The 20,187-nt window shown below is 73.0% G+C and carries 22 protein-coding genes and 1 tRNA gene; 13 read left to right on the top strand and 10 right to left on the bottom strand.

Going from position 1 to position 20,187, the window contains the following annotated elements; translation table 11 throughout:
• Nucleotides 1-85: 85 nt before the first annotated feature.
• Nucleotides 86-871, top strand: coding sequence for an isoprenyl transferase (locus AC4H2S_RS16060; RefSeq protein WP_491497981.1), 786 nt, complete (start codon nucleotides 86-88; stop codon nucleotides 869-871).
• Here the strand turns inward: AC4H2S_RS16060 and AC4H2S_RS16055 are convergent.
• The 4 genes from AC4H2S_RS16055 to AC4H2S_RS16040 are packed head-to-tail and all read right to left on the bottom strand — an operon-like array spanning nucleotide 868 to nucleotide 4,022.
• Nucleotides 868-1,326 carry a Fur family transcriptional regulator gene (locus tag AC4H2S_RS16055; protein WP_491497980.1) on the bottom strand — a complete coding sequence of 153 codons (459 nt, stop codon included), beginning with the start codon at nucleotides 1,324-1,326 and terminating at the stop codon, nucleotides 868-870. The genes AC4H2S_RS16060 and AC4H2S_RS16055 overlap by 4 nt on opposite strands.
• The gene (locus tag AC4H2S_RS16050; protein ID WP_491497979.1) at nucleotides 1,313-2,320 is read right to left on the bottom strand and encodes a metal ABC transporter permease; all 1,008 of its coding nucleotides are present in this window, start codon (nucleotides 2,318-2,320) and stop codon (nucleotides 1,313-1,315) included. Before AC4H2S_RS16050 ends, AC4H2S_RS16055 begins: the two co-directional genes overlap by 14 nt.
• The gene (locus AC4H2S_RS16045) at nucleotides 2,317-3,105 is read right to left on the bottom strand and encodes a metal ABC transporter ATP-binding protein (RefSeq protein ID WP_491497978.1); all 789 of its coding nucleotides are present in this window, start codon (nucleotides 3,103-3,105) and stop codon (nucleotides 2,317-2,319) included. The genes AC4H2S_RS16050 and AC4H2S_RS16045 overlap by 4 nt, the downstream gene beginning before the upstream one ends.
• Nucleotides 3,096-4,022 carry a metal ABC transporter solute-binding protein, Zn/Mn family gene (locus AC4H2S_RS16040; RefSeq protein WP_491497977.1) on the bottom strand — a complete coding sequence of 309 codons (927 nt, stop codon included), beginning with the start codon at nucleotides 4,020-4,022 and terminating at the stop codon, nucleotides 3,096-3,098. The genes AC4H2S_RS16045 and AC4H2S_RS16040 overlap by 10 nt, the downstream gene beginning before the upstream one ends.
• A 62-nt stretch (nucleotides 4,023-4,084) precedes the next feature.
• Between AC4H2S_RS16040 and AC4H2S_RS16035 the strand changes: the two genes are divergently transcribed.
• From AC4H2S_RS16035 to AC4H2S_RS16015, 5 genes are all read left to right on the top strand, one after another.
• Nucleotides 4,085-4,414 (top strand): antibiotic biosynthesis monooxygenase family protein, encoded by a 330-nt coding sequence (locus tag AC4H2S_RS16035; protein WP_491497976.1) that lies wholly within the window; start codon nucleotides 4,085-4,087, stop codon nucleotides 4,412-4,414.
• Between the two features lie 64 nt (nucleotides 4,415-4,478).
• On the top strand, nucleotides 4,479-5,879 hold the full coding sequence (locus tag AC4H2S_RS16030; RefSeq protein WP_491497975.1) for a glycine--tRNA ligase: 1,401 nt from the start codon (nucleotides 4,479-4,481) through the stop codon (nucleotides 5,877-5,879).
• Nucleotides 5,880-5,943: 64 nt separating this feature from the next.
• Nucleotides 5,944-7,050: a hypothetical protein gene (locus AC4H2S_RS16025; RefSeq protein WP_491497974.1), complete on the top strand. Its 1,107-nt coding sequence runs from the start codon at nucleotides 5,944-5,946 to the stop codon at nucleotides 7,048-7,050.
• A gap of 55 nt (nucleotides 7,051-7,105) precedes the next feature.
• Nucleotides 7,106-8,248 (top strand): tRNA dihydrouridine synthase DusB, encoded by a 1,143-nt coding sequence (gene dusB, locus AC4H2S_RS16020; RefSeq protein WP_491497973.1) that lies wholly within the window; start codon nucleotides 7,106-7,108, stop codon nucleotides 8,246-8,248.
• Between the two features lie 304 nt (nucleotides 8,249-8,552).
• Entirely contained in the window at nucleotides 8,553-9,431 is an 879-nt protein-coding gene (locus tag AC4H2S_RS16015; protein WP_491497972.1) for a VldE C-terminal domain-containing protein, read from the top strand.
• A gap of 58 nt (nucleotides 9,432-9,489) precedes the next feature.
• Here the strand turns inward: AC4H2S_RS16015 and AC4H2S_RS16010 are convergent, their stop codons facing one another.
• Nucleotides 9,490-9,987, bottom strand: coding sequence for a DUF5994 family protein (locus AC4H2S_RS16010; protein WP_491497971.1), 498 nt, complete (start codon nucleotides 9,985-9,987; stop codon nucleotides 9,490-9,492).
• Nucleotides 9,988-10,116: 129 nt separating this feature from the next.
• Here AC4H2S_RS16010 and AC4H2S_RS16005 point away from each other — a divergent pair, with 129 nt between their 5' ends.
• Nucleotides 10,117-11,385, top strand: coding sequence for a deoxyguanosinetriphosphate triphosphohydrolase (locus AC4H2S_RS16005; RefSeq protein WP_491497970.1), 1,269 nt, complete (start codon nucleotides 10,117-10,119; stop codon nucleotides 11,383-11,385).
• Between the two features lie 29 nt (nucleotides 11,386-11,414).
• On the opposite strand, the gene AC4H2S_RS16000 is transcribed toward AC4H2S_RS16005, so the two are convergent.
• The 3 genes from AC4H2S_RS16000 to AC4H2S_RS15990 are packed head-to-tail and all read right to left on the bottom strand — an operon-like array spanning nucleotide 11,415 to nucleotide 12,429.
• Entirely contained in the window at nucleotides 11,415-11,753 is a 339-nt protein-coding gene (locus AC4H2S_RS16000) for a YtxH domain-containing protein (protein WP_491497969.1), read from the bottom strand.
• Between the two features lie 21 nt (nucleotides 11,754-11,774).
• A complete protein-coding gene (locus tag AC4H2S_RS15995) occupies nucleotides 11,775-12,029 on the bottom strand; it encodes a DUF3618 domain-containing protein (protein ID WP_491497968.1) in 255 nt (84 codons plus the stop codon).
• Nucleotides 12,022-12,429: a phage holin family protein gene (locus tag AC4H2S_RS15990; protein WP_491497967.1), complete on the bottom strand. Its 408-nt coding sequence runs from the start codon at nucleotides 12,427-12,429 to the stop codon at nucleotides 12,022-12,024. Before AC4H2S_RS15990 ends, AC4H2S_RS15995 begins: the two co-directional genes overlap by 8 nt.
• A 139-nt stretch (nucleotides 12,430-12,568) precedes the next feature.
• Here AC4H2S_RS15990 and dnaG point away from each other — a divergent pair, with 139 nt between their 5' ends.
• The 5 genes from dnaG to AC4H2S_RS15965 all read left to right on the top strand — a co-directional run bounded on the left by dnaG (nucleotide 12,569) and on the right by AC4H2S_RS15965 (nucleotide 16,883).
• On the top strand, nucleotides 12,569-14,464 hold the full coding sequence (dnaG, locus tag AC4H2S_RS15985; RefSeq protein WP_491497966.1) for a DNA primase: 1,896 nt from the start codon (nucleotides 12,569-12,571) through the stop codon (nucleotides 14,462-14,464).
• Nucleotides 14,461-14,970 (top strand): hypothetical protein, encoded by a 510-nt coding sequence (locus tag AC4H2S_RS15980; protein WP_491497965.1) that lies wholly within the window; start codon nucleotides 14,461-14,463, stop codon nucleotides 14,968-14,970. Before dnaG ends, AC4H2S_RS15980 begins: the two co-directional genes overlap by 4 nt.
• A 52-nt stretch (nucleotides 14,971-15,022) precedes the next feature.
• A tRNA-Asn gene (locus AC4H2S_RS15975) sits at nucleotides 15,023-15,095 on the top strand.
• A gap of 143 nt (nucleotides 15,096-15,238) precedes the next feature.
• Entirely contained in the window at nucleotides 15,239-15,931 is a 693-nt protein-coding gene (locus tag AC4H2S_RS15970; protein ID WP_491497964.1) for a GAF and ANTAR domain-containing protein, read from the top strand.
• Between the two features lie 94 nt (nucleotides 15,932-16,025).
• On the top strand, nucleotides 16,026-16,883 hold the full coding sequence (locus tag AC4H2S_RS15965; RefSeq protein WP_491497963.1) for a hypothetical protein: 858 nt from the start codon (nucleotides 16,026-16,028) through the stop codon (nucleotides 16,881-16,883).
• On the opposite strand, the gene AC4H2S_RS15960 is transcribed toward AC4H2S_RS15965, so the two are convergent.
• A complete protein-coding gene (locus AC4H2S_RS15960) occupies nucleotides 16,837-17,589 on the bottom strand; it encodes a PIG-L deacetylase family protein (RefSeq protein ID WP_491497962.1) in 753 nt (250 codons plus the stop codon). The two genes, AC4H2S_RS15965 and AC4H2S_RS15960, sit on opposite strands and share 47 nt — an antisense overlap.
• Nucleotides 17,590-17,656: 67 nt before the next feature.
• Between AC4H2S_RS15960 and AC4H2S_RS15955 the strand changes: the two genes are divergently transcribed.
• On the top strand, nucleotides 17,657-18,859 hold the full coding sequence (locus AC4H2S_RS15955; protein ID WP_491497961.1) for a sulfite oxidase: 1,203 nt from the start codon (nucleotides 17,657-17,659) through the stop codon (nucleotides 18,857-18,859).
• A 16-nt stretch (nucleotides 18,860-18,875) separates the two neighbouring features.
• Here AC4H2S_RS15955 and AC4H2S_RS15950 read toward each other — a convergent pair whose 3' ends face one another.
• Nucleotides 18,876-20,186 (bottom strand): DUF1501 domain-containing protein, encoded by a 1,311-nt coding sequence (locus AC4H2S_RS15950; RefSeq protein WP_491497960.1) that lies wholly within the window; start codon nucleotides 20,184-20,186, stop codon nucleotides 18,876-18,878.
• Nucleotide 20,187 lies beyond the last annotated feature (1 nt).

The raw sequence follows: 20,187 nt of genomic DNA, 5'->3' as shown, positions 1-20,187 counted from the left end.
CGCTGGCCCTTGAGTCTCCCAGCGACTCACGGTCCAGTGCCGCCGGCCCGCCCGTCGGATCGGCGGGGGTTCTAGGCTCTCCAGCGTGAAGCGAGAGGTGAGGCCGCCGACCCCGCACCCCAGCGGTGCGACCCCGCCGTCGGTCCCGCGTGACCTCGTGCCCGAGCACGTCGCGATCATCATGGACGGCAACGGCCGGTGGGCGAAGGAGCGGGGGCTGCCCCGCACCAGGGGTCACGAGCAGGGCGAGCACACGCTGTTCGACGTCGTCGAGGGTGCCATCGAGATCGGCGTCAAGGCGATCTCCGCGTACGCCTTCTCCACCGAGAACTGGTCGCGCTCGCCCGACGAGGTGCGCTTCCTGATGGGGTTCAACCGCGACGTGATCCGGCGCCGCCGCGACGAGATGCACGAGCTCGGCGTGCGCGTGCGCTGGGCCGGCCGCTCCCCGCGACTGTGGAAGTCGGTCATCAGGGAGCTCCAGGTCGCCGAGGAGATGACGAAGGACAACGACGTCCTCACCCTCACGATGTGCGTCAACTACGGCGGGCGCGCCGAGCTCGCCGACGCCGCCCGCTCGATCGGCCGCGAGGTCGCCGCCGGACGGCTGAACCCCGACAAGATCGACGAGAAGACGTTCGCCCGCCACCTCTACGTCCCCGAGCTGCCCGACGCCGACCTCGTCTGGCGCACGTCGGGGGAGCAGCGGCTGTCCAACTTCATGCTCTGGCAGGCGGCCTACAGCGAGATGGTCTTCACCAACGTGCTGTGGCCCGACGTCGACCGACGCCACCTGTGGTCGGCCATCGAGACCTACGCCAGCCGGGACCGGCGCTACGGCGGCGCGCTGCCCAACGAGGGTGGCAGCTAGCGGCAGGCCGGGCAGGTCCCGAAGATCTCCAGCGTGTGGCTGATGTCGGCGTAGCCGTGCTCGGTCGCGATGCTGCTCGTCCAGCGCTCCACGGCCGGGCCCTCAACCTCCACGGTCGCCCCGCAGGTGCGGCACACGAGGTGGTGGTGGTGCGTGTCGGAGCAGCTGCGCCAGATCGCCTCGCCGTCCTCGTTGCGCAGCATGTCGACCTCGCCGGCGTCCGCGAGGGCGGCCAGGGTGCGGTAGACGGTCGCGAGGCCGACGGAGTCGCCCTGCTGCGAGATCAGGTCGTGGATCTCCTGCGCGCTGCGGAAGTCGTCGAACGCGGCGAGGGCGGCGGCGACCGCGCGGCGCTGGCGCGTGGGCCGGACCGGCGTCCGCGACGACGGCTGGGACGCGGCCGGGGACGCGGGCGGCTCGGCGGCCTGCCGGGGCCTCGGGTCAGTGCTCGTCATAGTGCTCTCCGTGGGCGGCGTGGCGGTGGCCGTCGTGGACGTAGTCGACGTGGTCGGCGTGCGGCACCGCGGGATGGCCGCAGTCCGTGCCGTGCTCGTGCGGGTGCTCGTCGGTGACGGTGTGGGCGGCGACCGGCACGCTGGGGAACGGGGAGTGGAGCCGGCGCCGGCGCCGCAGCCACACGCCGATCGGCCAGGTCGAGGTGAACATCACGAGGGCGAGCAGCACGATGGTGGGCCCCGGGGCCACCGTCGCCCGGAACGACAGCGCGGCGCTCAGCAGCAGCCCGCCGAGGGCCGCCAGGACGCCGACCACCATCGCCCCGGCGATCGTCGTGCGGAACGAGCGGGCGAGCTGCTGGGCGGTCGCGACCGGCACCACCATGAGGGCCGAGACGAGCAGCAGGCCGACCGTGCGCATCGCGACGGTGACCGTCACCGCGGCGAGCACGGCGATCAGCAGGTTGTAGAAGCGCACCCGCAGGCCGGCGACCCGGGCGAAGTCGGGGTCGCTCGCGACGGCGAAGAGCTGGGGGAGCAGGCCCAGGGTCGCCACGAGCAGCACCACGGTGAGGCCGAGGGTGAACCACACGTCGGCGGCGGTGATGCTGGTCAGCGACCCGAAGAGGAACTCCTGCAGCCGGGCGGCGCCCTGCCCGGCGAGGCCGGTGATCAGCACGCCGCCCGCCAGGCCGCCGTAGAAGAGCAGTGCCAGGGCGACGTCGCCGTTGGTGTGGCCGCGCTCGCGGATGACCTCGATGAGCACTGCGCCGAGGACGGCGACCAGCACGGCGGTCCAGGTCGGGGAGGTGTTGGTGAGCAGGCCGATGGCAACTCCGGTCACGGCCACGTGGCCGATGCCGTCACCGAGGAGGGCGAGGCGGCGCTGGACCAGGAACGTGCCGATCGCGGGGGCGGCCAGGCCGGTGAGCAGCGCGGCGAGCAGCGCGCGCTGCATGAAGGGCAGGGAGAACAGGTCCAGGAATTCGCTCATCGTCCGCCGCCCAGCTCGTCGAGTGGTGAGCCCACGTGGGGGACGTGGTCGTGGGTGGCGTCCACGGGGTGGTGGTGGCCGTGCGCGTCCTCCTCGTCGAGGGCGGGGCCGTCGTAGGCGATGCGGCCGTCGCGCATCACCACCGCGCGGTCGATCAGTGGCGCCATCGGGCCGAGCTCGTGGGCGACCAACACGATCGTGGCGCCCCGGGCCTTGAAGGTGGCGAGCGCGTCGGCGAGGGCGCGCTGGTTCTCCAGGTCGACCCCCGCGGTCGGCTCGTCGAGCACGAGCAGGTCGGGCTGCCCGGCGAGCGCGCGGGCGATGAGGACCCGCTGCTGCTGCCCGCCGCTGAGCTGGGAGATGCCGACGCCTGCCCGATCGGCGAGGCCGACGACGTCGATCGCGTCGGCGACGGCCTGCCGGTCCGCGCGCGAGAGCGGGCGGAAGAGCCGGCGGCGGGTGATGCGTCCGGACGCGACCACCTCCCACACGGTGGCGGGCACCCCGCTCGCGGCTGACGGCCGCTGCGGCACGTAGCCGACGCGGTGCCAGTCGTGGAAGTCGGCGAACGGCGTGCCGAAGAGGTCGACGGCGCCGCCGGTCATCGGCAGCAGGCCGGTGATCGCGCGTACGAGCGTCGACTTGCCGGAGCCGTTGGCGCCCATCAGCGCCACGAACTCACCGGGCTCGACGGTGAGCTCGATCCCGCGCAGGATCGGGCGGCCGCCGATGGCGACCGAGCCGTCGTGGACCGCGACCGGAGGGGCCGCTGCGCTCACCGGCATCCGTTGGCCTTGCGGAGTGCGTCGAGGTTCTGGCCCATGAGGGAAAGGTAGTCGTCGTCGGCCGTGTCGTCGGAGAGGCCTTCGATCGGGTCGAGCACGGCGGTCTCGAGGCCGAGGTCGCCGGCGAGGGAGTCGGCCATCTTGCTGCTGGCGAGGCGCTCGGAGAACACGGTGGTGATGCCGTCCTCGCGGATCAGCTCCTGGAGCCGGGCCAGGTCGGCGGGGGTCGGCTCGGCGTCGGGGGAGAGGCCCGCGATCGCCTCGAACTGCAGGCCGTAGCGCGAGAGGTAGGAGAACGCCTCGTGGCTGACGACGGTGGTGGTGCGCTCGCACTCGGCCAGGCCGTCGGCGTACTGCTGGTCGAGGGCCTCGAGCTCCTCGCGCAGCGCCGCCGCGTTGGCCCGGTAGGTCGCCGCCTGGTCGGGGTCGATCTCGGCCAGCTGCTCGGCCACGGCGTCGCCGAGGTCGGCCATCAGGAGGGGGTCGAGCCAGAAGTGCGGGTCGAGCTCGCCGTGGTCGTGGCCCGCCTCGTCGTGGGCGTGCTCGTGGTCGGAGGTCGGCATGAGCTCGAGCACGTCGGCGGCGTCGAGCACCGCGGCATCGCCGGCGTTCGCCTCGACCGTCGCGTCGACGGCGGGCTGGAAGTCGTGCTCGAGGACGACGAGGTCGGCCTCCGCCACGGCCGCGGTCTGCTGGATGTCGAGCGAGAGGTCGTGCGGCTCCGAGCCCGGGGCGGTGAGGTTGGTGACCTCCCAGTCGTCGCCGGCGACCTCCTCGGTCACCCACGCCAGCGGGTAGAACGCGGCGACGGCGGAGTGCTCGCTCTCGTCCGTCCCACCGGTGTCGTCCGAGCCGCAGGCGGCGAGCAGGGCGGTCGAGGCGAGGGCGGCAGCGAGGGCAAGGGGCCGGGACGACATGAGAACGATTCTCACCCCGATTGAGAACGGTTGTCAAAACGTCTGCGCCCTAGGCTGGTGCCGTGCTCGTCGTCACCCGCCTCCGCGTCCCCCGTCCCGACCCCGCCGCCGAGGCCGAGCTGCGCACGGGCCTGCTCCGCGCGCGCGACATCCTCGCCGCCAAGCCCGGCTGGATCGGCGGCGAGGTGGGACGCAACGTCGACGACCCGGCGCTGTGGGTGCTCACCACCCGCTGGGAGAACGTCGGCTCCTACCGGCGGGCGCTCGGGTCCTACGAGGGCAAGATGCACATCCAGCCGCTGATGGTGCACGCGGTCGACGAGCCCAGCGCCTACGAGGTGGTCGAGGAGGGGACCGACCTCAACGAGGCGCAGCCGCGCTCGATAGGCTGAGCGCTCGTTCGTGCGAGCCGGCAGCCAGCCGGCCCGACCTGCTCCCATCCCAAGGAACTCCACCGTGGCCAAGCCCGCCCCGACCGCCCTGGACAACGTCGTCTCCCTCGCCAAGCGCCGAGGTTTCGTCTACCCGTGCGGTGAGATCTACGGCGGCACCAAGTCGGCCTGGGACTACGGCCCGCTCGGCGTGGAGCTCAAGGAGAACATCAAGCGCCAGTGGTGGAAGGCGATGGTCACGCGTCGCGACGACGTCGTCGGCCTCGACTCCAGCGTCATCCTGCCCACGCGCACCTGGGAGGCCTCCGGCCACCTGAGCACGTTCAGCGACCCCCTCGTGGAGTGCCAGTCGTGCCACAAGAGGTTCCGCGAGGACCACCTGCAGGAGGACTACGCCGCCAAGAAGGGCATCGACGACCCCGACACCGTCGACATCAACGAGTCGGTCGCCTGTCCCAACTGCGGCACCCGCAACGCGTGGACCGAGCCGCGCAACTTCAACATGATGCTCAAGACCTACCTCGGCGTGATCGAGGACGAGTCCGGCCTGCACTACCTGCGGCCCGAGACCGCTCAGGGCATCTTCCTCAACTTCGCCAACGTCGTGACCTCGAGCCGGCAGAAGCCGCCCTTCGGCATCGCCCAGATGGGCAAGAGCTTCCGCAACGAGATCACGCCCGGCAACTTCATCTTCCGCACCCGCGAGTTCGAGCAGATGGAGATGGAGTTCTTCGTCAAGCCCGGCGAGGACGACGAGTGGTTCCGCTACTGGATCGAGGAGCGCACCCGCTGGTACGTCGACCTCGGCATCGACCCCGCCAACCTGCGCCACTTCGAGCACCCGAAGGAGAAGCTGTCGCACTACTCCAAGGGCACGACCGACATCGAGTACCGCTTCGGGTTCTCGGGCCGTGACTTCGAGGAGCTCGAGGGCATCGCCAACCGCACCGACTTCGACCTCAAGCAGCACAGCCAGTTCTCCGGCAAGGACCTGTCCTACTACGACCAGGCCGCCGACGAGCGCTACGTGCCGTACGTCATCGAGCCCGCCGCAGGCCTGACCCGGTCGCTGATGGCGTTCCTCATCGACGCCTACACCGAGGACGAGGCCCCCAACACCAAGGGCGGCGTCGACAAGCGCGTCGTGCTGCGGCTCGACCCGCGCCTCGCGCCGGTGAAGGTCGCGGTGCTGCCGCTGAGCCGCAACTCCGACCTCTCGCCCAAGGCGAAGGCACTCGCCGCCGAGCTGCGGCAGAACTGGAACGTCGAGTTCGACGACTCCGGCGCCATCGGCCGGCGCTACCGCCGCCAGGACGAGATCGGCACCCCGTTCTGCGTGACCGTCGACTTCGAGACCCTCGACGACGACGCGGTCACCGTCCGCGAGCGCGACACCATGGCGCAGGAGCGCGTCAGCCTGGACGGCATCAGCCGCTGGTTCGCGGACAAGCTGCTCGGCTGCTGAGGTCCCCGCGCCCCTGAGGTGTGGCACGGTGGGGGTGGCTCACTCACACACATCGGGGGATCTCATGGCGCTGTCGCGACGGTTCGTCAGGGTCGGTACGGCGGGCGTCTCGCTCGCGCTGGCGATGGCGGTCGTCCCGCCCGGCAGTGCGCGGATCGCCCCGGAGCCCGACCGGCCGGCGGAGCGCACCGCGCCGGCTGTCGACACGCGCACCATCGTGCCGGCCCGCCTCCCGCGCGGTCGCGACGCCGAGATCGACTTCATGCAGGACGGCGTCATCCACACCGCGGGCGGCCGCACGCTCCGCCTCCGCACGCCGGCCAACGGCGAGCAGCGCCAGCTGCTGGGCAAGAGCCGGCTCGGGTGGCTGGTCGCGGTCCGCAAGGGCTACCTGAGCCGGATCGTGGCCATCCGCCCCGGACGCCGTCCCGCCGAGGTGCGCCGCACGCGCAACACGACGTACGGCCAGGGCGACGCCGCGGTCGGCTGGCTGCTCTCGCGCGACGGCGAGCTGCTGGTCTCGACGATCTTCGACCGAGGTGGCAGCACCCACGACGTCCTGAGCATGGACGCCACCTGGGTCGGCAGCGACTACAACGAGGCCTACGCCACCCCGTTCGACGCCGACGCGGGTCACGTGGTGATCTACGCCGACAACGAGCACTACCGGCTGCGCGTCATCGACTGGCTCCCGAGGACCTCGCGCACCGAGATCGTCAAGAACGCCAGCTACGTGTCGCTGCGCGACGACCTCGTCTTCGCGCAGACGACCGGCCGGCTCTTCGGCCCGACGACGGTCTCGGCGCCGTCGACCCCGGCGTGGGCGGAGCCGATCGCCCCGCTCGCGGTCTCGCCGGACGGGAAGACGGTCGCGGGGCTCCGGATCGGACGCGGGTTCGACGACCCGGCGATCCTCGACGTCCGCCGGATGGACGACGGGACGCTGCTCGACTCCATCGCGTTCGGCCCGCGGATCACGATGGACAACTGGTCGATCACCTCCGCCCACGAGCAGACGGTGCGGTGGGAGTCCGCGCGGCGCCTCGTCCTCGAGCTGCGCACCCCGCGCGGTTCGGTCCTGGTCAGGTGTCGGCTCGAGGGCGGGTGCCAGCGCGCCTCGGACTACGGCGGCAGGATCACCACGCCGTACGAGACGTTCATGTGGTGGTGAGCGCCGCGGACCGCAGATTTGGGGCGCCCGCCGACGCCACCGGACAATGGGGCCCATGACCGCGCCGCTGCCGACCGAGCTCGTCCTCGGGCCGCTGCGCGTCGCGACGCCGGTCGTGCTGGCGCCGATGGCGGGCATCACCAACGCCGCCTACCGCCGCCTGTGCGCCGAGCAGGGCGCCGGGCTCTACGTCAGCGAGATGATCACCAGTCGCGGCCTCGTCGAGGGTGACGAGACGACGAGGAAGATGCTCGTCTTCGACGACCTCGAGTCGACCCGCTCGGTCCAGCTCTACGGCACCGACCCCGTCTACATCGGCAAGGCCGTGGAGATCCTCTGCGCCGACCACGGGGTCGCGCACGTCGACCTCAACTTCGGCTGCCCGGTGCCCAAGGTGACCCGCAAGGGCGGCGGGGGAGCGCTGCCGTGGAAGCGCGGCCTCCTCGGCGAGATCCTCGAGCACGCGGTCGCCGCGGCCACGCCCTACGACGTCCCGGTGACGATGAAGACCCGCAAGGGCCTCGACGACGACCACCTGACCTACCTCGACGCCGGTCGCATCGCCCAGGAGACCGGGGTCGCCGCCATCGCCCTGCACGGGCGCACCGTGCAGCAGGCCTACTCCGGCCAGGCCGACTGGGACGCCATCGCCGCGCTCGTCGACCACGTCGACATCCCCGTGCTGGGCAACGGCGACATCTGGGAGGCGGCCGACGCGCTGCGCATGGTCGAGCACACCGGCGCCGCGGGCGTCGTCGTGGGCCGCGGCTGCCTCGGGCGTCCCTGGCTCTTCCGCGACCTGGCCGCCGCCTTCCACGGCGAGGCCGTCGCGACCCTCCCGACCCTCGGCGAGGTCAAGGCGATGATGCGCCGCCACGCGGAGCTGCTCTCCGAGCACATGGGCCAGGAGCGGGGCTGCAAGGAGTTTCGCAAGCACATCGCCTGGTACCTCAAGGGCTTCCCGGCCGGCGGCGAGCTGCGCCACCAGCTCGCGCTGGTCGACTCGCTGGCCTCGCTCGACGTGCTGCTCGACGGTCTCGACGACGACGCGCCGTTCCCTGCGCACGAGCTCGGCACGCCGCGCGGACGCCAGGGCGCGCCCCGCAAGAAGGTGGTGCTCCCGGAGGGGTGGCTCGACGACACGGACGGGCGCGGGGAGCAGCTGCGCGAGGACGCCGACGAGGCCACGGGCGGCTGAGCGCCCCCGAGCCGTCGTGCCGGGCCCGCCGCGCGGTGCCGGAGCGGGTGCGGCATCCGGGCGGGTGAGTCGGAACACGCCGAAATTTACCGGGGGAGATTGGGACAGGCCGAGAATCCTGTGCTTCACTCGGTGATCGCGTCGACGTGGGCATGAGCTTTCCCCCCGGATCCCCGGGCTCGTGGATCGGCGCTCGTCCCCCCGTCAGCAAGTGCAAAGGATCAGCGCTGTGGCTCAGCATCGCCACAAGCGGGAAGCCCCTGCTACCACCCCCCGTCCCTCCCGAGTCCCCCGTTCCGTCCTGGTGTCCGCGCCGCTCGCCGTGGTGGCGACGCTCTCCGCGGTGACCATGGGCGTCCTCGCCGCCGAGCCGGCGAGCACCGACGACAACCTGCTCGCCTCGTCCGGCACCTCGGCGGCCACCGCCGACGGCGCGGCCCCCGACGCGGCCGACGACACGGCGCTGAGCCGCCGGGCCACGACCACCGTCTCCCGCTCGGCGCTCCGCAAGGCGGCGAAGGCCGAGGCGGCCGTCCGCGAGGACCTGAGCGTGGACCGCACGGCCCGTCGGCTGGCGAAGAAGCTGGACGACAAGGTGTGGACCACCGCCCCCCTCAACCTCTGGGCGGGACCGTCCAAGGGGTCCGACAAGCTCGGCCTGGTCCCGGCGCTGAAGCAGGTCTCCGTCACTGGTCGCACGCAGCTCGGCCGCACCCAGGTCGTCATCGACGGCCAGTCGCGCTGGGTCACCTCCGCCTACCTGAGCCAGAAGAAGCCGAAGCCCGAGAAGCCCGCGACGGTCGAGGCCAAGCAGGCCGCGGCCGGCCCGAGCCTCGGCGGCTCGTGTGCCAACGGCTCCTCCATCGAGGCCGGGCGCGCGTCGCTCTACGAGATCCACGACGTGGTCTGCGCCAACTGGCCCTCGATCGCCAGCTACGGCACGTGGCGCGGCGACGGCGAGCACGGCCAGGGCCGCGCGATCGACATCATGGTCAGCGGTGCCACCGGTTGGTCGATCGCCGACTTCCTGCGCGCCAACTACAGCGCGCTGGGCATCGAGTACATCATCTACGCCCAGAAGATCTGGTCGGTGGAGCGCTCCGGCGAGGGCTGGCGCGCGATGTCCGACCGCGGGTCGGTCACCGCCAACCACTACGACCACGTGCACGTCACGGTCTACTGACGGACCCGCTACTGACGGATCCCGGCACCCGGGCCCCGGCCGCGAGGTCGGCCCGGGATCAGGTCCAGCGGTCGCGCGGGTCCACGTCCGGGCTGTCGGTGACCGTGCGGATCAGCTCGAGCGCCGAGTGGGCGTTGCCCGCCGTCGCGGCCGCGAGGAGTGCCTCCTCGCCCTGGTAGTCGGTGAGCTCGGCCGGCACCACCAGCACGCGCAGCAACGTGCGGTTGGAGGTGCTGAGGTGGGCGACGTGGCTGTCGTCGGTGGTGAACGAGCCGACTCGCACCAGGCCGCGGGCGACCTGGACGGTGCGCGGTCGCGTCCCCCAGTCGGAGGGCGAGACGCGCACCTGGGTGATGCGGCCCAGGTCGACCGGGAACTGGTCGACGAGCTGGCGCAGCTCGCTGCCGAGGTCGCGGGTGCGCGGCCACCAGCCGCCGTCGAGCGCGTTGCGTCCCAGGTGCTGCGCCAGCCGCAGCCGCACTGGTGCCTCGGTCGCGTCGCCCATCACCTCGTCCAGGGTGTCGCGCGTGTACTGGGAACTGTCCGGCGTCGTCATGACGTCCGCCTCTCGACCGGGAAGGCCTGCCTGGCGGCAGCCGGGTCACCGGTCCTTCTCCGCCAGCCTACGCGGTCGCGACCCGCGGTGTGGGCGCACGTCGGCACGCGTCGCTAGGCTGGCCGGCCGATGAGCATCGAGGATCCCTACGACGACGCCGCGCGGGAGCGCATCGTCGCCGAGCCGCCCAAGCGGGTCGACGCGCCCGTGCGCCTGGCGTTCGAGCGCGACCGGGCGCGCGTGGTGCACGCCGCGGCGTCGCGGCGCCTGGCGGCCAAGACCCAGGTGGTCGGCCCGCAGACCGACGACTTCGTCCGCAACCGGCTCACCCACAGCCTCGAGGTGGCCCAGATCGCCCGCGACCTCGCCCGGGCCATCGGCACCCACCCCGACATCACCGAGACGGCTGCGCTGGCCCACGACCTGGGCCACCCCCCGTTCGGCCACAACGGCGAGCGGGTGCTCGCCGAGCTGAGCGGCGAGTGCGGCGGGTTCGAGGGCAACGCCCAGACCCTGCGGCTGCTGACCCGGCTGGAGTCGAAGACCTTCGACGCCGACGGCCGCTCGGTCGGCCTCAACCTGACCCGGGCCACCCTCGACGCCTGCACCAAGTACCCCTGGACCCGCACGGAGGCGACCGGTCCGCACGGCGTGCACGCCGACGGCACCCCGCGGGTGGTCGTGAAGTTCGGCGTCTACGACGACGACCGGCCGGTCTTCGACTGGCTGCGCGCCGGCGTCACCGGCCGGCGACTCTGCCTGGAGGCGCAGGTGATGGACCTCGCCGACGACGTCGCCTACTCGGTCCACGACGTGGAGGACGGCATCGTGGCCGGCCGCCTCGACCTCACCCGGCTCGACCGGGAGGCGCTGTGGGAGACCGTGCGCTCGTGGTACCTCCCCGGCGCGGACGACGCGGCGCTCGACGCGGCGCTCGCGGGCCTGCGTGCCGTCGGGAGCTGGCCGCGGTCCTCCTACGACGGCAGCCGACGCAGCCTCGCGGCCATCAAGAACCTCACCAGCGACCTCATCGGGCGCTTCTGCGGCAGCGTCCAGCAGGCGACGTTCGCCGCGACCGACGGCGAGCCGCCGGTGCGCCACCGCGCCGACCTCGTCGTCCCGGAGGCGACCGCGGTCGAGATCGGGGTGCTCAAGGGCATCGCGTCCCTCTACGTCATGCAGGCCGACGACCGGGTGGCGCTGATGGAGCGCCAGCGCGAGCTCGTCGCCGAGCTCGTCGAGCGGATCTGGGTGCGAGGCGCCGCCGCGCTCGACCCGGTCTTCGTCGAGGACTGGCTCCTGGCCGGCGACGACGCCGGCCGGCGACGCGTGGTCATCGACCAGGTCGCGTCGCTGACCGACGCCAGCGCCGTGACCCGCCACGCGGCGCTCGGCTGAGCGGCGCGCGCGGCGGGTCGGGGGACCGGCTACGGCAGGTCGCCCTGCGGGTACGGGTCGTCCTGCCGGGCGGTGCTCTCGGGGTGGAGCTGGTCCTCGAGGTCCGAGCGGTGTCCGCCGTTGCTCGACGAGGTGACCTTGTCGGTGACCTTGTCGGCTGCGGTGCCGGCGGCCGAGGTGACCTTGTCCTTCACCACCGGAGCCTTGTCCTTGGCGAGGTCTGCCGCTTGGTGCGCCTTCTCCTGCACCCGCGGGTCCTCCTTGAACCGGGTCGCCGCCTTCTTGATCTGTTCGTAGCGTTCCCTGCCGGCGCGGGTGCCGAGCACGTAGCCGACGCCTCCGGCGACGAGCAGCATGAGCTTCTTCATGGTTTCTCCCTTCCCTGGTGGTCAGTGGGCGGCGCGGCGACGCCAGATCAGCAGCACCACGGCCATCGCCACGAGCGACGCGGCGGCCGCGAGCACCTCGGTGCGCGGCTCGCCGGTCTCGGTGGTGGCGGAGTCCTTCAGCGCGGCGACCTTCTGGCGCGCCTGCGACTTCACGTCGAGCTTGGCCGTCAGCTCGTCGACGGTGTGCGCGAGCTGCTCGCGCTGCAGCGCGATCTCGGCCTCGAGCTCCTCGGGCGTCTTCTGCTGGTCATCCACGGTGCTCACCCTTCACGGTCGCGATGTCCTCCTTGACGCCCTGGATCGCCTTCTCGGGGGCTGGTGGCCCTGCCTCGGCCACCTTCTTCCTCCCCACCAGCCCTGCCACGGCAGCGGCCGCGAGCAGGACGATCGCCACGATGAGGGCGGCGAGCCAGGCGTCGACGACCTCGGCGAGGCCGAGGATCGCCGTGGCGACGAGCGAGCCGATGGCGAAGAAGGCGAGCAGCCCGGCGACGCTGAACATGCCGATCCCGACACCGGCCCGTTTGCCCTTCTGCGCGACCTCGGCCTGCGCGAGGCGGATCTCCGAGCGGACCAGATCGGGGATCTGCTCGGACAGCTGGTGGACGAGTGCACCGAGAGTCTGACTCTCTGGCGCTCCGTGCTGAGCAGTCATGCTTCGACCTTGGCAGACCCGCCCAGCCCGCACCAGCGCCGTACGCCCCAAGGGGTGGCCGGTCCGTCGTGCCGACCCCGCCCGGGGCGTTGTGGAGACCCCGCGGTGGCGGTGGGAGCCCGCCCGTAGACTCCCCGGCGTGGCAGGCCGGATTCGCGACGACGACATCGCCGAGGTGCGCGAGAAGGCGCGGATCGACGACGTGGTGTCCGGCTACGTCACGCTCAAGCGTGCCGGGGGCGGCTCGCTCAAGGGTCTGTGCCCGTTCCACGACGAGAAGACCCCGTCGTTCAACGTCAACCCGGCCCGGCAGTTCTTCCATTGCTTCGGCTGCGGCGAGGGTGGCGACGTCATCTCCTTCCTGATGAAGGTCGACGGGCTCACCTTCACCGAGTCGGTCGAGCGGCTCGCGGAGAAGTACGGCGTGCAGCTCCGCCGCGAGGACGGCGACGACGAGCCCGCCCGTCCCCGCGGCCCGGCACGCGGGCGGCTGATCGAGGCGCACAAGGTCGCCCAGGAGTTCTACGCCGAGCAGCTCGCCGGCCGCGACGCGGTGGTCGCGCGCCAGTTCCTCCACGAGCGCGGCTTCGACCAGGCCGCGGCGGAGATGTTCGGCGTCGGCTTCGCCCCCCGCGACGGCGAGGCGCTGCTGCGCCACCTGCGCGGGCGTCGGATCACCGACGAGGAGTCGGTCGCGGCGGGGCTCGTCGCACACGGCCGCTCCCACTACGACCGCTTCCGCGGGCGGCTGGTGTGGCCGATCCGCGAGGCCAACGGCGACACGATCGGCTTCGGCGCCCGCCGGATCTTCGACGACGACCGCATCGAGGCGAAGTACCTCAACACCTCCGAGACCGCGATCTACAAGAAGAGCCAGGTGCTCTACGGCATCGACCTGGCCCGCACCGCGATGAAGGACAGCCAGCAGGCGGTCGTCGTCGAGGGCTACACCGACGTGATGGCGTGCCACCTCGCGGGCGTCACGACGGCGGTGGCCTCGTGCGGCACGGCGTTCGGCCAGGACCATGCCCGCGTGCTGCGCCGGTTCCTCGGCGACCACAGCTCCACCGGCGGTGAGGTGATCTTCACCTTCGACGGCGACTCCGCCGGGCAGAAGGCCGCGATGAAGGTGCTCGAGAGCGACCAGGTCTTCGCCTCGCAGACCTACGTCGCCGTCGCGCCCGAGGGGATGGACCCCTGCGACCTGCGGCTGCGGGAGGGCGACGAGGCGGTGCGCGAGCTGGTCGCCAAGCGGCAGCCCCTCTACCGCTTCGCGCTCGGCAACATCCTCGCCCGCTACGACCTCGACCGCGCCGACGGCCGGGTCGACGCGCTGCGCGACGCGGCCGGGCTGGTCGCCAGCATCCGCGACCGGACCAAGGTCGACTCCTTCTCCCGCGAGCTCGCCCACATGGTCGGCATGGACGTCGACGAGGTGCGCGCGGAGGTCCGCCGGGCCGCCAGTCGCCCCGCGCGCACCGACGACCGGCGCCCGTCCCGCGCCCCGGAGGCGCCGGCCGAGCCGGCCCGGCCCGCCCTGCCGAGCTTGTCCGATCCGCGGTTCCTGATCGAGCGCGAGATGCTCAAGCTGGTCATCCAGCACCCTGCCGGGGTGGGGCGCACCACCGCCCACGTGACCACCGACGACTTCACCCACCCCACGTTCCAGGGCGTGTGGGCCGCCGTCACCGCCGCGGGCGGCCCCGCCAGTGCGGGCGACGACCCGGGGTGGGCGGCCCGGGTGCGCGCGGCGGCCACCGACCCCGCCGTGATCGCCGCGGTCACCGAGCTCGGCGTCGAGCCGGTCCGCGGCACCTCCGACCCCACCCCGACGTTCGCCGTGGCCTACGTCTACCGACTCCAGGAGCTCACCACGTCCCGCCGCATCGCCGACGTCAAGGCCCGCCTCCAGCGCACCAACCCGGTCGAGCAGGCGCTCGACTACAACCGCATGTTCGGCGAGCTCGTGGTGCTCGAGCAGCACCGCCGCCGGCTCCGCGAGGGCGCCGTGGGCCAGACGGGAGCACAGTCGTGAGCAGGTGGCGCCGACGCGGACCGGCCGCGTCCGTCGAGGTCGCCCCGGGGGAGCGGGTGCTCGCCACGGCCACCGCGACCGACGGCACGGTGCTCGCCGGCACCCGCGACGCGTTCTACCTCGTGGACGGCTCGGGCGAGTCGCGCCGGGTGCCGTGGGAGCAGGTCGAGGCCGCCGGCTGGGACCGCGACACGGAGACGTTCCGGCTCTCCGAGGTGGGCAGCTGGGGCGAGGAGCGTCCCGTCCACACCGCCGTCCTCGACGAGCCCGGGCGACTCCTCGAGCTGGTGCACGAGCGCGTCACGGCGAGCGTGGTGCTGCAGCGCCACGTCGCGCTCGGCGGGCGGCGCAGCCTGCGGGTGATCGCGCGGCGGGCCCCGTCCGGTGCGGGGGGCGTGCAGTGGGTCTACGAGTACGACGAGGGCGTCGATCCCGACGACCCGCTCGTTCGCGTCGCGGCCCGCGACGCCCTCGAGCTGGCCCGGCGCGACGTCGGGATGCCCTGATTTCCCCCGCGCAGGCCGGGCTTGCTAAGGTTTCGCCTCGCTGCACAAGCGATCCCCTGTAGCTCAACTGGCAGAGCATTCGGCTGTTAACCGGAGGGTTGTTGGTTCGAGTCCAACCGGGGGAGCGTCCACCGCCTCCGACCTGTTCCGACAGGTCGGAGGCGGTTCTCGTTCTGTGCTCGGGCCGGGCGGCCGGGCGCGGCGGGGCCCGCGTTCCCGGTCCGCCTATACGATGTCTCTCGGTCGTGCGACCGGAGAGAAGGCGGCAGTGGATCGTCAGGAGTTCGGTCGGCGCCTGGCCGACGCCGCCAGGGGGATGTCGGGCACCCAGGACCCCGGCGACACCGTGCGACGCATCGCCGAGATGGCCGTGGATCTCATCGACCACTGCGACGTCGCCGGCGTCTGTGTGCTGCGATCGTCGCGCGACGACTCCTGCGGCCACTCCCACGTCTCGCTCCAGCTCATGGACGATCTGCAGCACGACCTCGCCGAGGGGCCGGCGATGGACGACGATCCGACCGCCGACGTGGTCGCCGTGCCCGACCTGGCCAAGGATGCGCCGTGGCCGCGCTGGGCAGCAGGCGTGGTCGAGCGGACCGGTGTCCGCTCCTACCTCGGCTTCCGGCTGTTCGTCGAGCGCGACAGCATCGGGATGCTCAACCTCTACGCCTACGAGCCCGACGCGTTCGACCACGACGACCGGCTCGACGGCCTCGTCGCCGCGGCGCACGCGGCGGTGGCCCTGAGCGCCACCGTGCGGCACGACCAGATGCACACCGCGATCGCCAGCCGCCAGCTGATCGGCGAGGCCACCGGCATCCTGCGCGAGCGCTTCTCGCTGACCTCGGACCAGGCGTTCGCCGTGCTCAAGCGGCTCTCCTCCCAGCACAACATCAAGCTCTTCGCCGTCGCCCAGCACGTGGTCGAGACGGGCACCTTGCCGGGCCCGACCACCTAGCCCCGGTTGCCGGGGCGTAACGCTTTCGGCGCCCCGTGTGAACTGTGCGTTACGCCGCCCGCAACCCGGCCGCGGCTGCGTCAGGGTGGTCCGCATGAGCGCAGACGGGGTGCCGGCCGGGCACGGGAGGGCCGAGTTCGTCGTACGCCCGGACGGGACGCTGGTCGGCGACGACGGCGCCGCGGGCGCGGTGGCGGCCGCACTGCCCTACACCGGCCGGCTGGCGCGGCGCGCGGGGGAGCTGCTCGAGGTGGGCGACCTGCGCGCGATGGAGGCGTCGGGCCTGCGCCGCCTCGTCGTCGGGGTGACCTGGACCCCCGCCGGGGAGGGCACCTACCGCGCGGTGGCCACTCCCGCCGAGCCCCGCGAGGTGCCGACCTACACGGTGGTGGGGGCCTCCGACACGTCGTCGGCGCTGGCCCACTGCGTCGGGCGGGTGACGGCGGTCGGCGGGGTGCGCTGGAGCGCGGTCGTCACGGCCGCCTCGCGGGTCGTCGCCGTGTCCGGCCACGACGGATCGGACCAGCTCGCGGAGGTGGGCAACCGGATGCTCGCGATCCTGCGCTCGCTGGAGGACCAGAGTGCCGCCGGCTTCGTGCGCCTGCGCTTCGCGCAGGGCGCCGTGGTGGGCGCCTCGCTCGGCCGGCACGCCCTGGTCGCCCAGTCGGACGGCACCGACGACGACGAGCTCCTGGCGATGATCGACGAGGTCCGCGCGGTCCTCGCGGGCCACGACCTGTCCACGGCGTCGACGCCGGTCGTCCCGGACGACGAAGCGGTCGCACCCGCCGAGGAGGAGCCCGAGCCGGTCACGTCCGGCCCGCCGCCCCTCGTGGGCGCCCGGTTCGCCGGAGCCGGGGCGCGCGAGCCCCGCAAGCCCCGCCGGCGGTTCGGCCGCCGCTCGCTCAGCCCCACCCCAACGGAAACACCTCGAAGGTCGACGCGTGCGTGACGCCCAGGCCCTGGCCGCCGGCGCGGAGGATGCCGTCGAGGAACTCCTCGGGGTCCCAGCCCTCCCACCCGAGTCCCTCGATGTAGGCCTTGTGCTCCTTCAGTGACGCCACCCCGGCGGCGAACGTGTCGGTGACGTCGACGGCGTGGGTCGCCTGCGGCGACCCGCCCACCCACACCGCCCCGACGCCGCCCCAGGGCTCGAGGCCGTCGGCGAGCTGCTCGGGGAACACCCAGCGGTTGCCCGCGTCGCGCACCGCGTCGAGGAGCGCCTTGCCGACGGCGATGTGATCGGCCTGGTTGAGACGGGTGCCGCCGAAGGTGTCGCGGAAGTTGATGGTCAGGGCGACGTCCGGTCGCTGCTCGCGGACCACCTTCGCCAGCGCGCGCCGCAGCTCCACGCCGTACTCCAGGATCCCGTCGGGCAGCCGGAGGAACACGACCTCGTCGACGCCGACGGTGGCGGCCGACGCGATCTCCTCGGCCTCGCGCAGGGGCCTGCACTCGTCGGGGTGCAGTCCGTCGATCCCGGCCTCCCCGCTGGTCACCATGCAGTAGACGACCTTCTTGCCCTGTCCGGTCCAGCGGGCGACCGCCGCCGCCGAGCCGTACTCGATGTCGTCGGGGTGCGCCACGACGAACAACGCGGTCTCCCAGTCCTCGGGGAGGGGCTCGTAGGACGGGGACTCGGGTCGGGTGTCGGTCATGGGGCGAGCATGGCACCGGGAGGTCATGTCTAGTCAAACAGGTAACTTACTCGTATATGGTCGGCCCATGACCTCGATCACGCCCACCCGTCGTGGCTTCCTCGCCGCCGCCGCCGCGGCCGCCGGCCTCGCTGCCGCCCCGTCGGGCCTGTGGCGGACCGTCCCCGCCTTCGCGGCGGCACCCTTCGTGCTCAAGCCGACGCCGCCGGCCTACTTCGCCGACTACGGCACCAACGCCGAGATGCTCTGGAGCTCGGTCGACCCCCGTCGCTACCTCACGCCCCAGTCGCGGCTCTTCGTGCGCAACCACACGCGCACGCCCGTGATCGACCGGTCGACCTACGCGCTCCGGGTGCACGGCGACGGCCTGGCCACCCCGCGCAGCGAGGCGCAGGCGCTGAGCCTGTCGTACGCCGACCTCCGGCGGCTGCCGCACCACGAGCTGACGGCCGTCCTCGAGTGCACGGGCAACGGCCGCAGCCTGTTCCGCGACCAGCAGGGGCAGTCGGTGTCCGGCACCTCGTGGGGGCTGGGCGCCGTCGGGACGGTGCGGTGGAGCGGCGTACGCCTGCGCGACGTGCTGGCCGCGGTCGGGCTGTCCCCGGCCGCGGTGTCGATCCAGGCGAGCGGGCTCGACGACCCGTTCGTCTCGGGCGGCACGGACCACGGCCGCGTGCGGCGCCCGTTCCCGGTCGCGAAGGCCCTCGACGACGCCCTCCTGGCGTGGGGGATGAACGGCGAGGACCTGCTGCCCGACCACGGCTATCCGCTCCGGCTCGTGCTCCCGGGATGGGTGGGCATCGCCAGCATCAAGTGGCTCGGCTCGCTCGAGGTCTCCACGACCGAGCTGACGTCGCCGTGGAACACGACGTACTACCGGATGGTCGGGCCCGAGTGGCCGGCCGACTCCCCGCCGCTGACCGTCAACCCGGTGCGCTCGGCGTGGGAGCTCGCCCGCGACCAGGTGCTGCCGTCGCGCCCGGTCACCCTGACCGGGCGGTCGTGGAGCGGTGCGGGCCGGATCAGCCGCGTCTCGGTGAGCCTGGACGGCGGCGCCAGGTGGCGTCCCGCGGTCCTCGACCGGCGCTCGCGCCAGGACGACGGCTGGACGCAGTGGTCGGTGCGCTGGGCCCGGCCGCGGCCCGGGCGCCACGAGCTGCTCGCGCGTGCCACAGACGACCGGGGACGCACGCAGCCCCTCGTGGCCGCCCACAACACGCAGGGCTACTTCTTCGACGCCGTGGTGCGCCACCCCGTACGCGTCGTGTGAGCCCGCCGCCCGTGGGTCAGGCCATGACGCCGACGGCCTGCGGGGCGAAGCCGGGGAACACCTGGGCGACCGAGACCCCGAACCGCCTGGTCACCACCTCCGCCAGGACGCTGCGGTAGTCGGTGGTGACGAGCACGTCGGCGTCGAGGGTGTCCTGCAGGCCGGGCCAGGAGCCGTAGTACTGCCCGCCGCGGACGCCGGCGCCCGCGACGAACATGACGTTGCCGAAGCCGTGGTCGGTGCCGTAGTCGTCGTTCTCCTTCACCCGGCGGCCGAACTCGCTGAGGGTGACGAGGGTGACCCGGTCCGCGGCGGGGCCGAGGTCGGCGAAGAACGCCGCGATCGAGCTCGCCAGGTCGCCGGCGTTGCGCCGCATGTCGCCCCACTCGAGCGTGCCGGCGTCGGTGTGCATGTCCCAGTCGCCCTGGTCGACGGTGATCACCTCGGCGGCCACGCCGGAGCGCACGATCCGGGAGACGTCGGAGAGCGCCTTGCCGAGCCCGCTGGACGGGAACGCCGGGGTGGGCGTGCCGGCCGTGGTCTCGCGCGCCGCACCGAAGGACTGGGCCCCGGAGATCGCGTCGCGCACGGCCCGGCCCATGGGGCCACCGCCCTTCCAGGCGTGGGACAGCGAGGCCAGCCGGCGCCCGTCCGCCTCGGCGCCGGCGACCTTGGCCTGGTCGACGCGGCTGACCACGAACGCGGGTTGGGTGCCGAACAGCGACGTCGGCACCTGGTTGCCGATCGCGGTGCCCTGCAGGGGCGTGGCGCCGGGCAGCTCGCCGAGGAGCCGGTTGAGCCAGCCCGTGCGCTCGCTCGATCCCGGGGCGGCGTCCTCGATGGCCTCCATCGCCGCGAAGTGCGACCGGTTGGGCGTCGCCATGCCGGTGGCGTGCACGGCCGCGAGCGTGCCGGCCTCCCACATCGGCAGCAGCGGGGCGAGCGCGGGGTGCAGCCCGAACATCGCGTCGGCCGCCAGCAGCGACGGGGCCGCGATGGCGAGCCGGGGGCGCGCAGCGTAGTAGACGGGGTCGCCGTGCGGGACGACGAGCGAGAGCCCGTCGGCGGCGCCGCGCAGCGACAGCAGCACCAGCACGGACCCGCCGGGCATGGCCAGCGAGGACGCGGACCGGCCGGTGACGGCGTACGCGCGGGGGCCCGCGCCGGACAGCGACGGACCGAGCGCGACAGCGCCTCCGGCGAGGGCGGTGCCCAGGAGCGAGCGGCGGCTCAGCGCCATCCGGGCCTGGTCGTAGTCGGGGCACCCGCACGAGCGGGACGAGGTCTCGCCGGGCACGGCGCCGGACGGGGTCTGGGGATCAGTCATG

The sequence above is a fragment of the Nocardioides sp. Z13_37 genome (assembly GCF_058355585.1).
The sequence above is the reverse complement of the archived record's forward strand: the minus strand, read 5'-3'. Positions and strand labels throughout refer to the sequence as shown.

Coding starts and splice junctions, on each gene's coding strand:
- AC4H2S_RS16055 (WP_491497980.1), bottom strand. CDS start 1,326: ATGACGAGCACTGACCCGAGGCCCCGGCAGGCCGCCGAGCCGCCCGCG.
- AC4H2S_RS16050 (WP_491497979.1), bottom strand. CDS start 2,320: ATGAGCGAATTCCTGGACCTGTTCTCCCTGCCCTTCATGCAGCGCGCG.
- AC4H2S_RS16045 (WP_491497978.1), bottom strand. CDS start 3,105: ATGCCGGTGAGCGCAGCGGCCCCTCCGGTCGCGGTCCACGACGGCTCG.
- AC4H2S_RS16040 (WP_491497977.1), bottom strand. CDS start 4,022: ATGTCGTCCCGGCCCCTTGCCCTCGCTGCCGCCCTCGCCTCGACCGCC.
- AC4H2S_RS16025 (WP_491497974.1), top strand. CDS start 5,944: ATGGCGCTGTCGCGACGGTTCGTCAGGGTCGGTACGGCGGGCGTCTCG.
- dusB (WP_491497973.1), top strand. CDS start 7,106: ATGACCGCGCCGCTGCCGACCGAGCTCGTCCTCGGGCCGCTGCGCGTC.
- AC4H2S_RS16010 (WP_491497971.1), bottom strand. CDS start 9,987: ATGACGACGCCGGACAGTTCCCAGTACACGCGCGACACCCTGGACGAG.
- AC4H2S_RS16005 (WP_491497970.1), top strand. CDS start 10,117: ATGAGCATCGAGGATCCCTACGACGACGCCGCGCGGGAGCGCATCGTC.
- AC4H2S_RS16000 (WP_491497969.1), bottom strand. CDS start 11,753: ATGAAGAAGCTCATGCTGCTCGTCGCCGGAGGCGTCGGCTACGTGCTC.
- AC4H2S_RS15990 (WP_491497967.1), bottom strand. CDS start 12,429: ATGACTGCTCAGCACGGAGCGCCAGAGAGTCAGACTCTCGGTGCACTC.
- AC4H2S_RS15965 (WP_491497963.1), top strand. CDS start 16,026: ATGAGCGCAGACGGGGTGCCGGCCGGGCACGGGAGGGCCGAGTTCGTC.
- AC4H2S_RS15960 (WP_491497962.1), bottom strand. CDS start 17,589: ATGACCGACACCCGACCCGAGTCCCCGTCCTACGAGCCCCTCCCCGAG.
- AC4H2S_RS15955 (WP_491497961.1), top strand. CDS start 17,657: ATGACCTCGATCACGCCCACCCGTCGTGGCTTCCTCGCCGCCGCCGCC.
- AC4H2S_RS15950 (WP_491497960.1), bottom strand. CDS start 20,186: ATGACTGATCCCCAGACCCCGTCCGGCGCCGTGCCCGGCGAGACCTCG.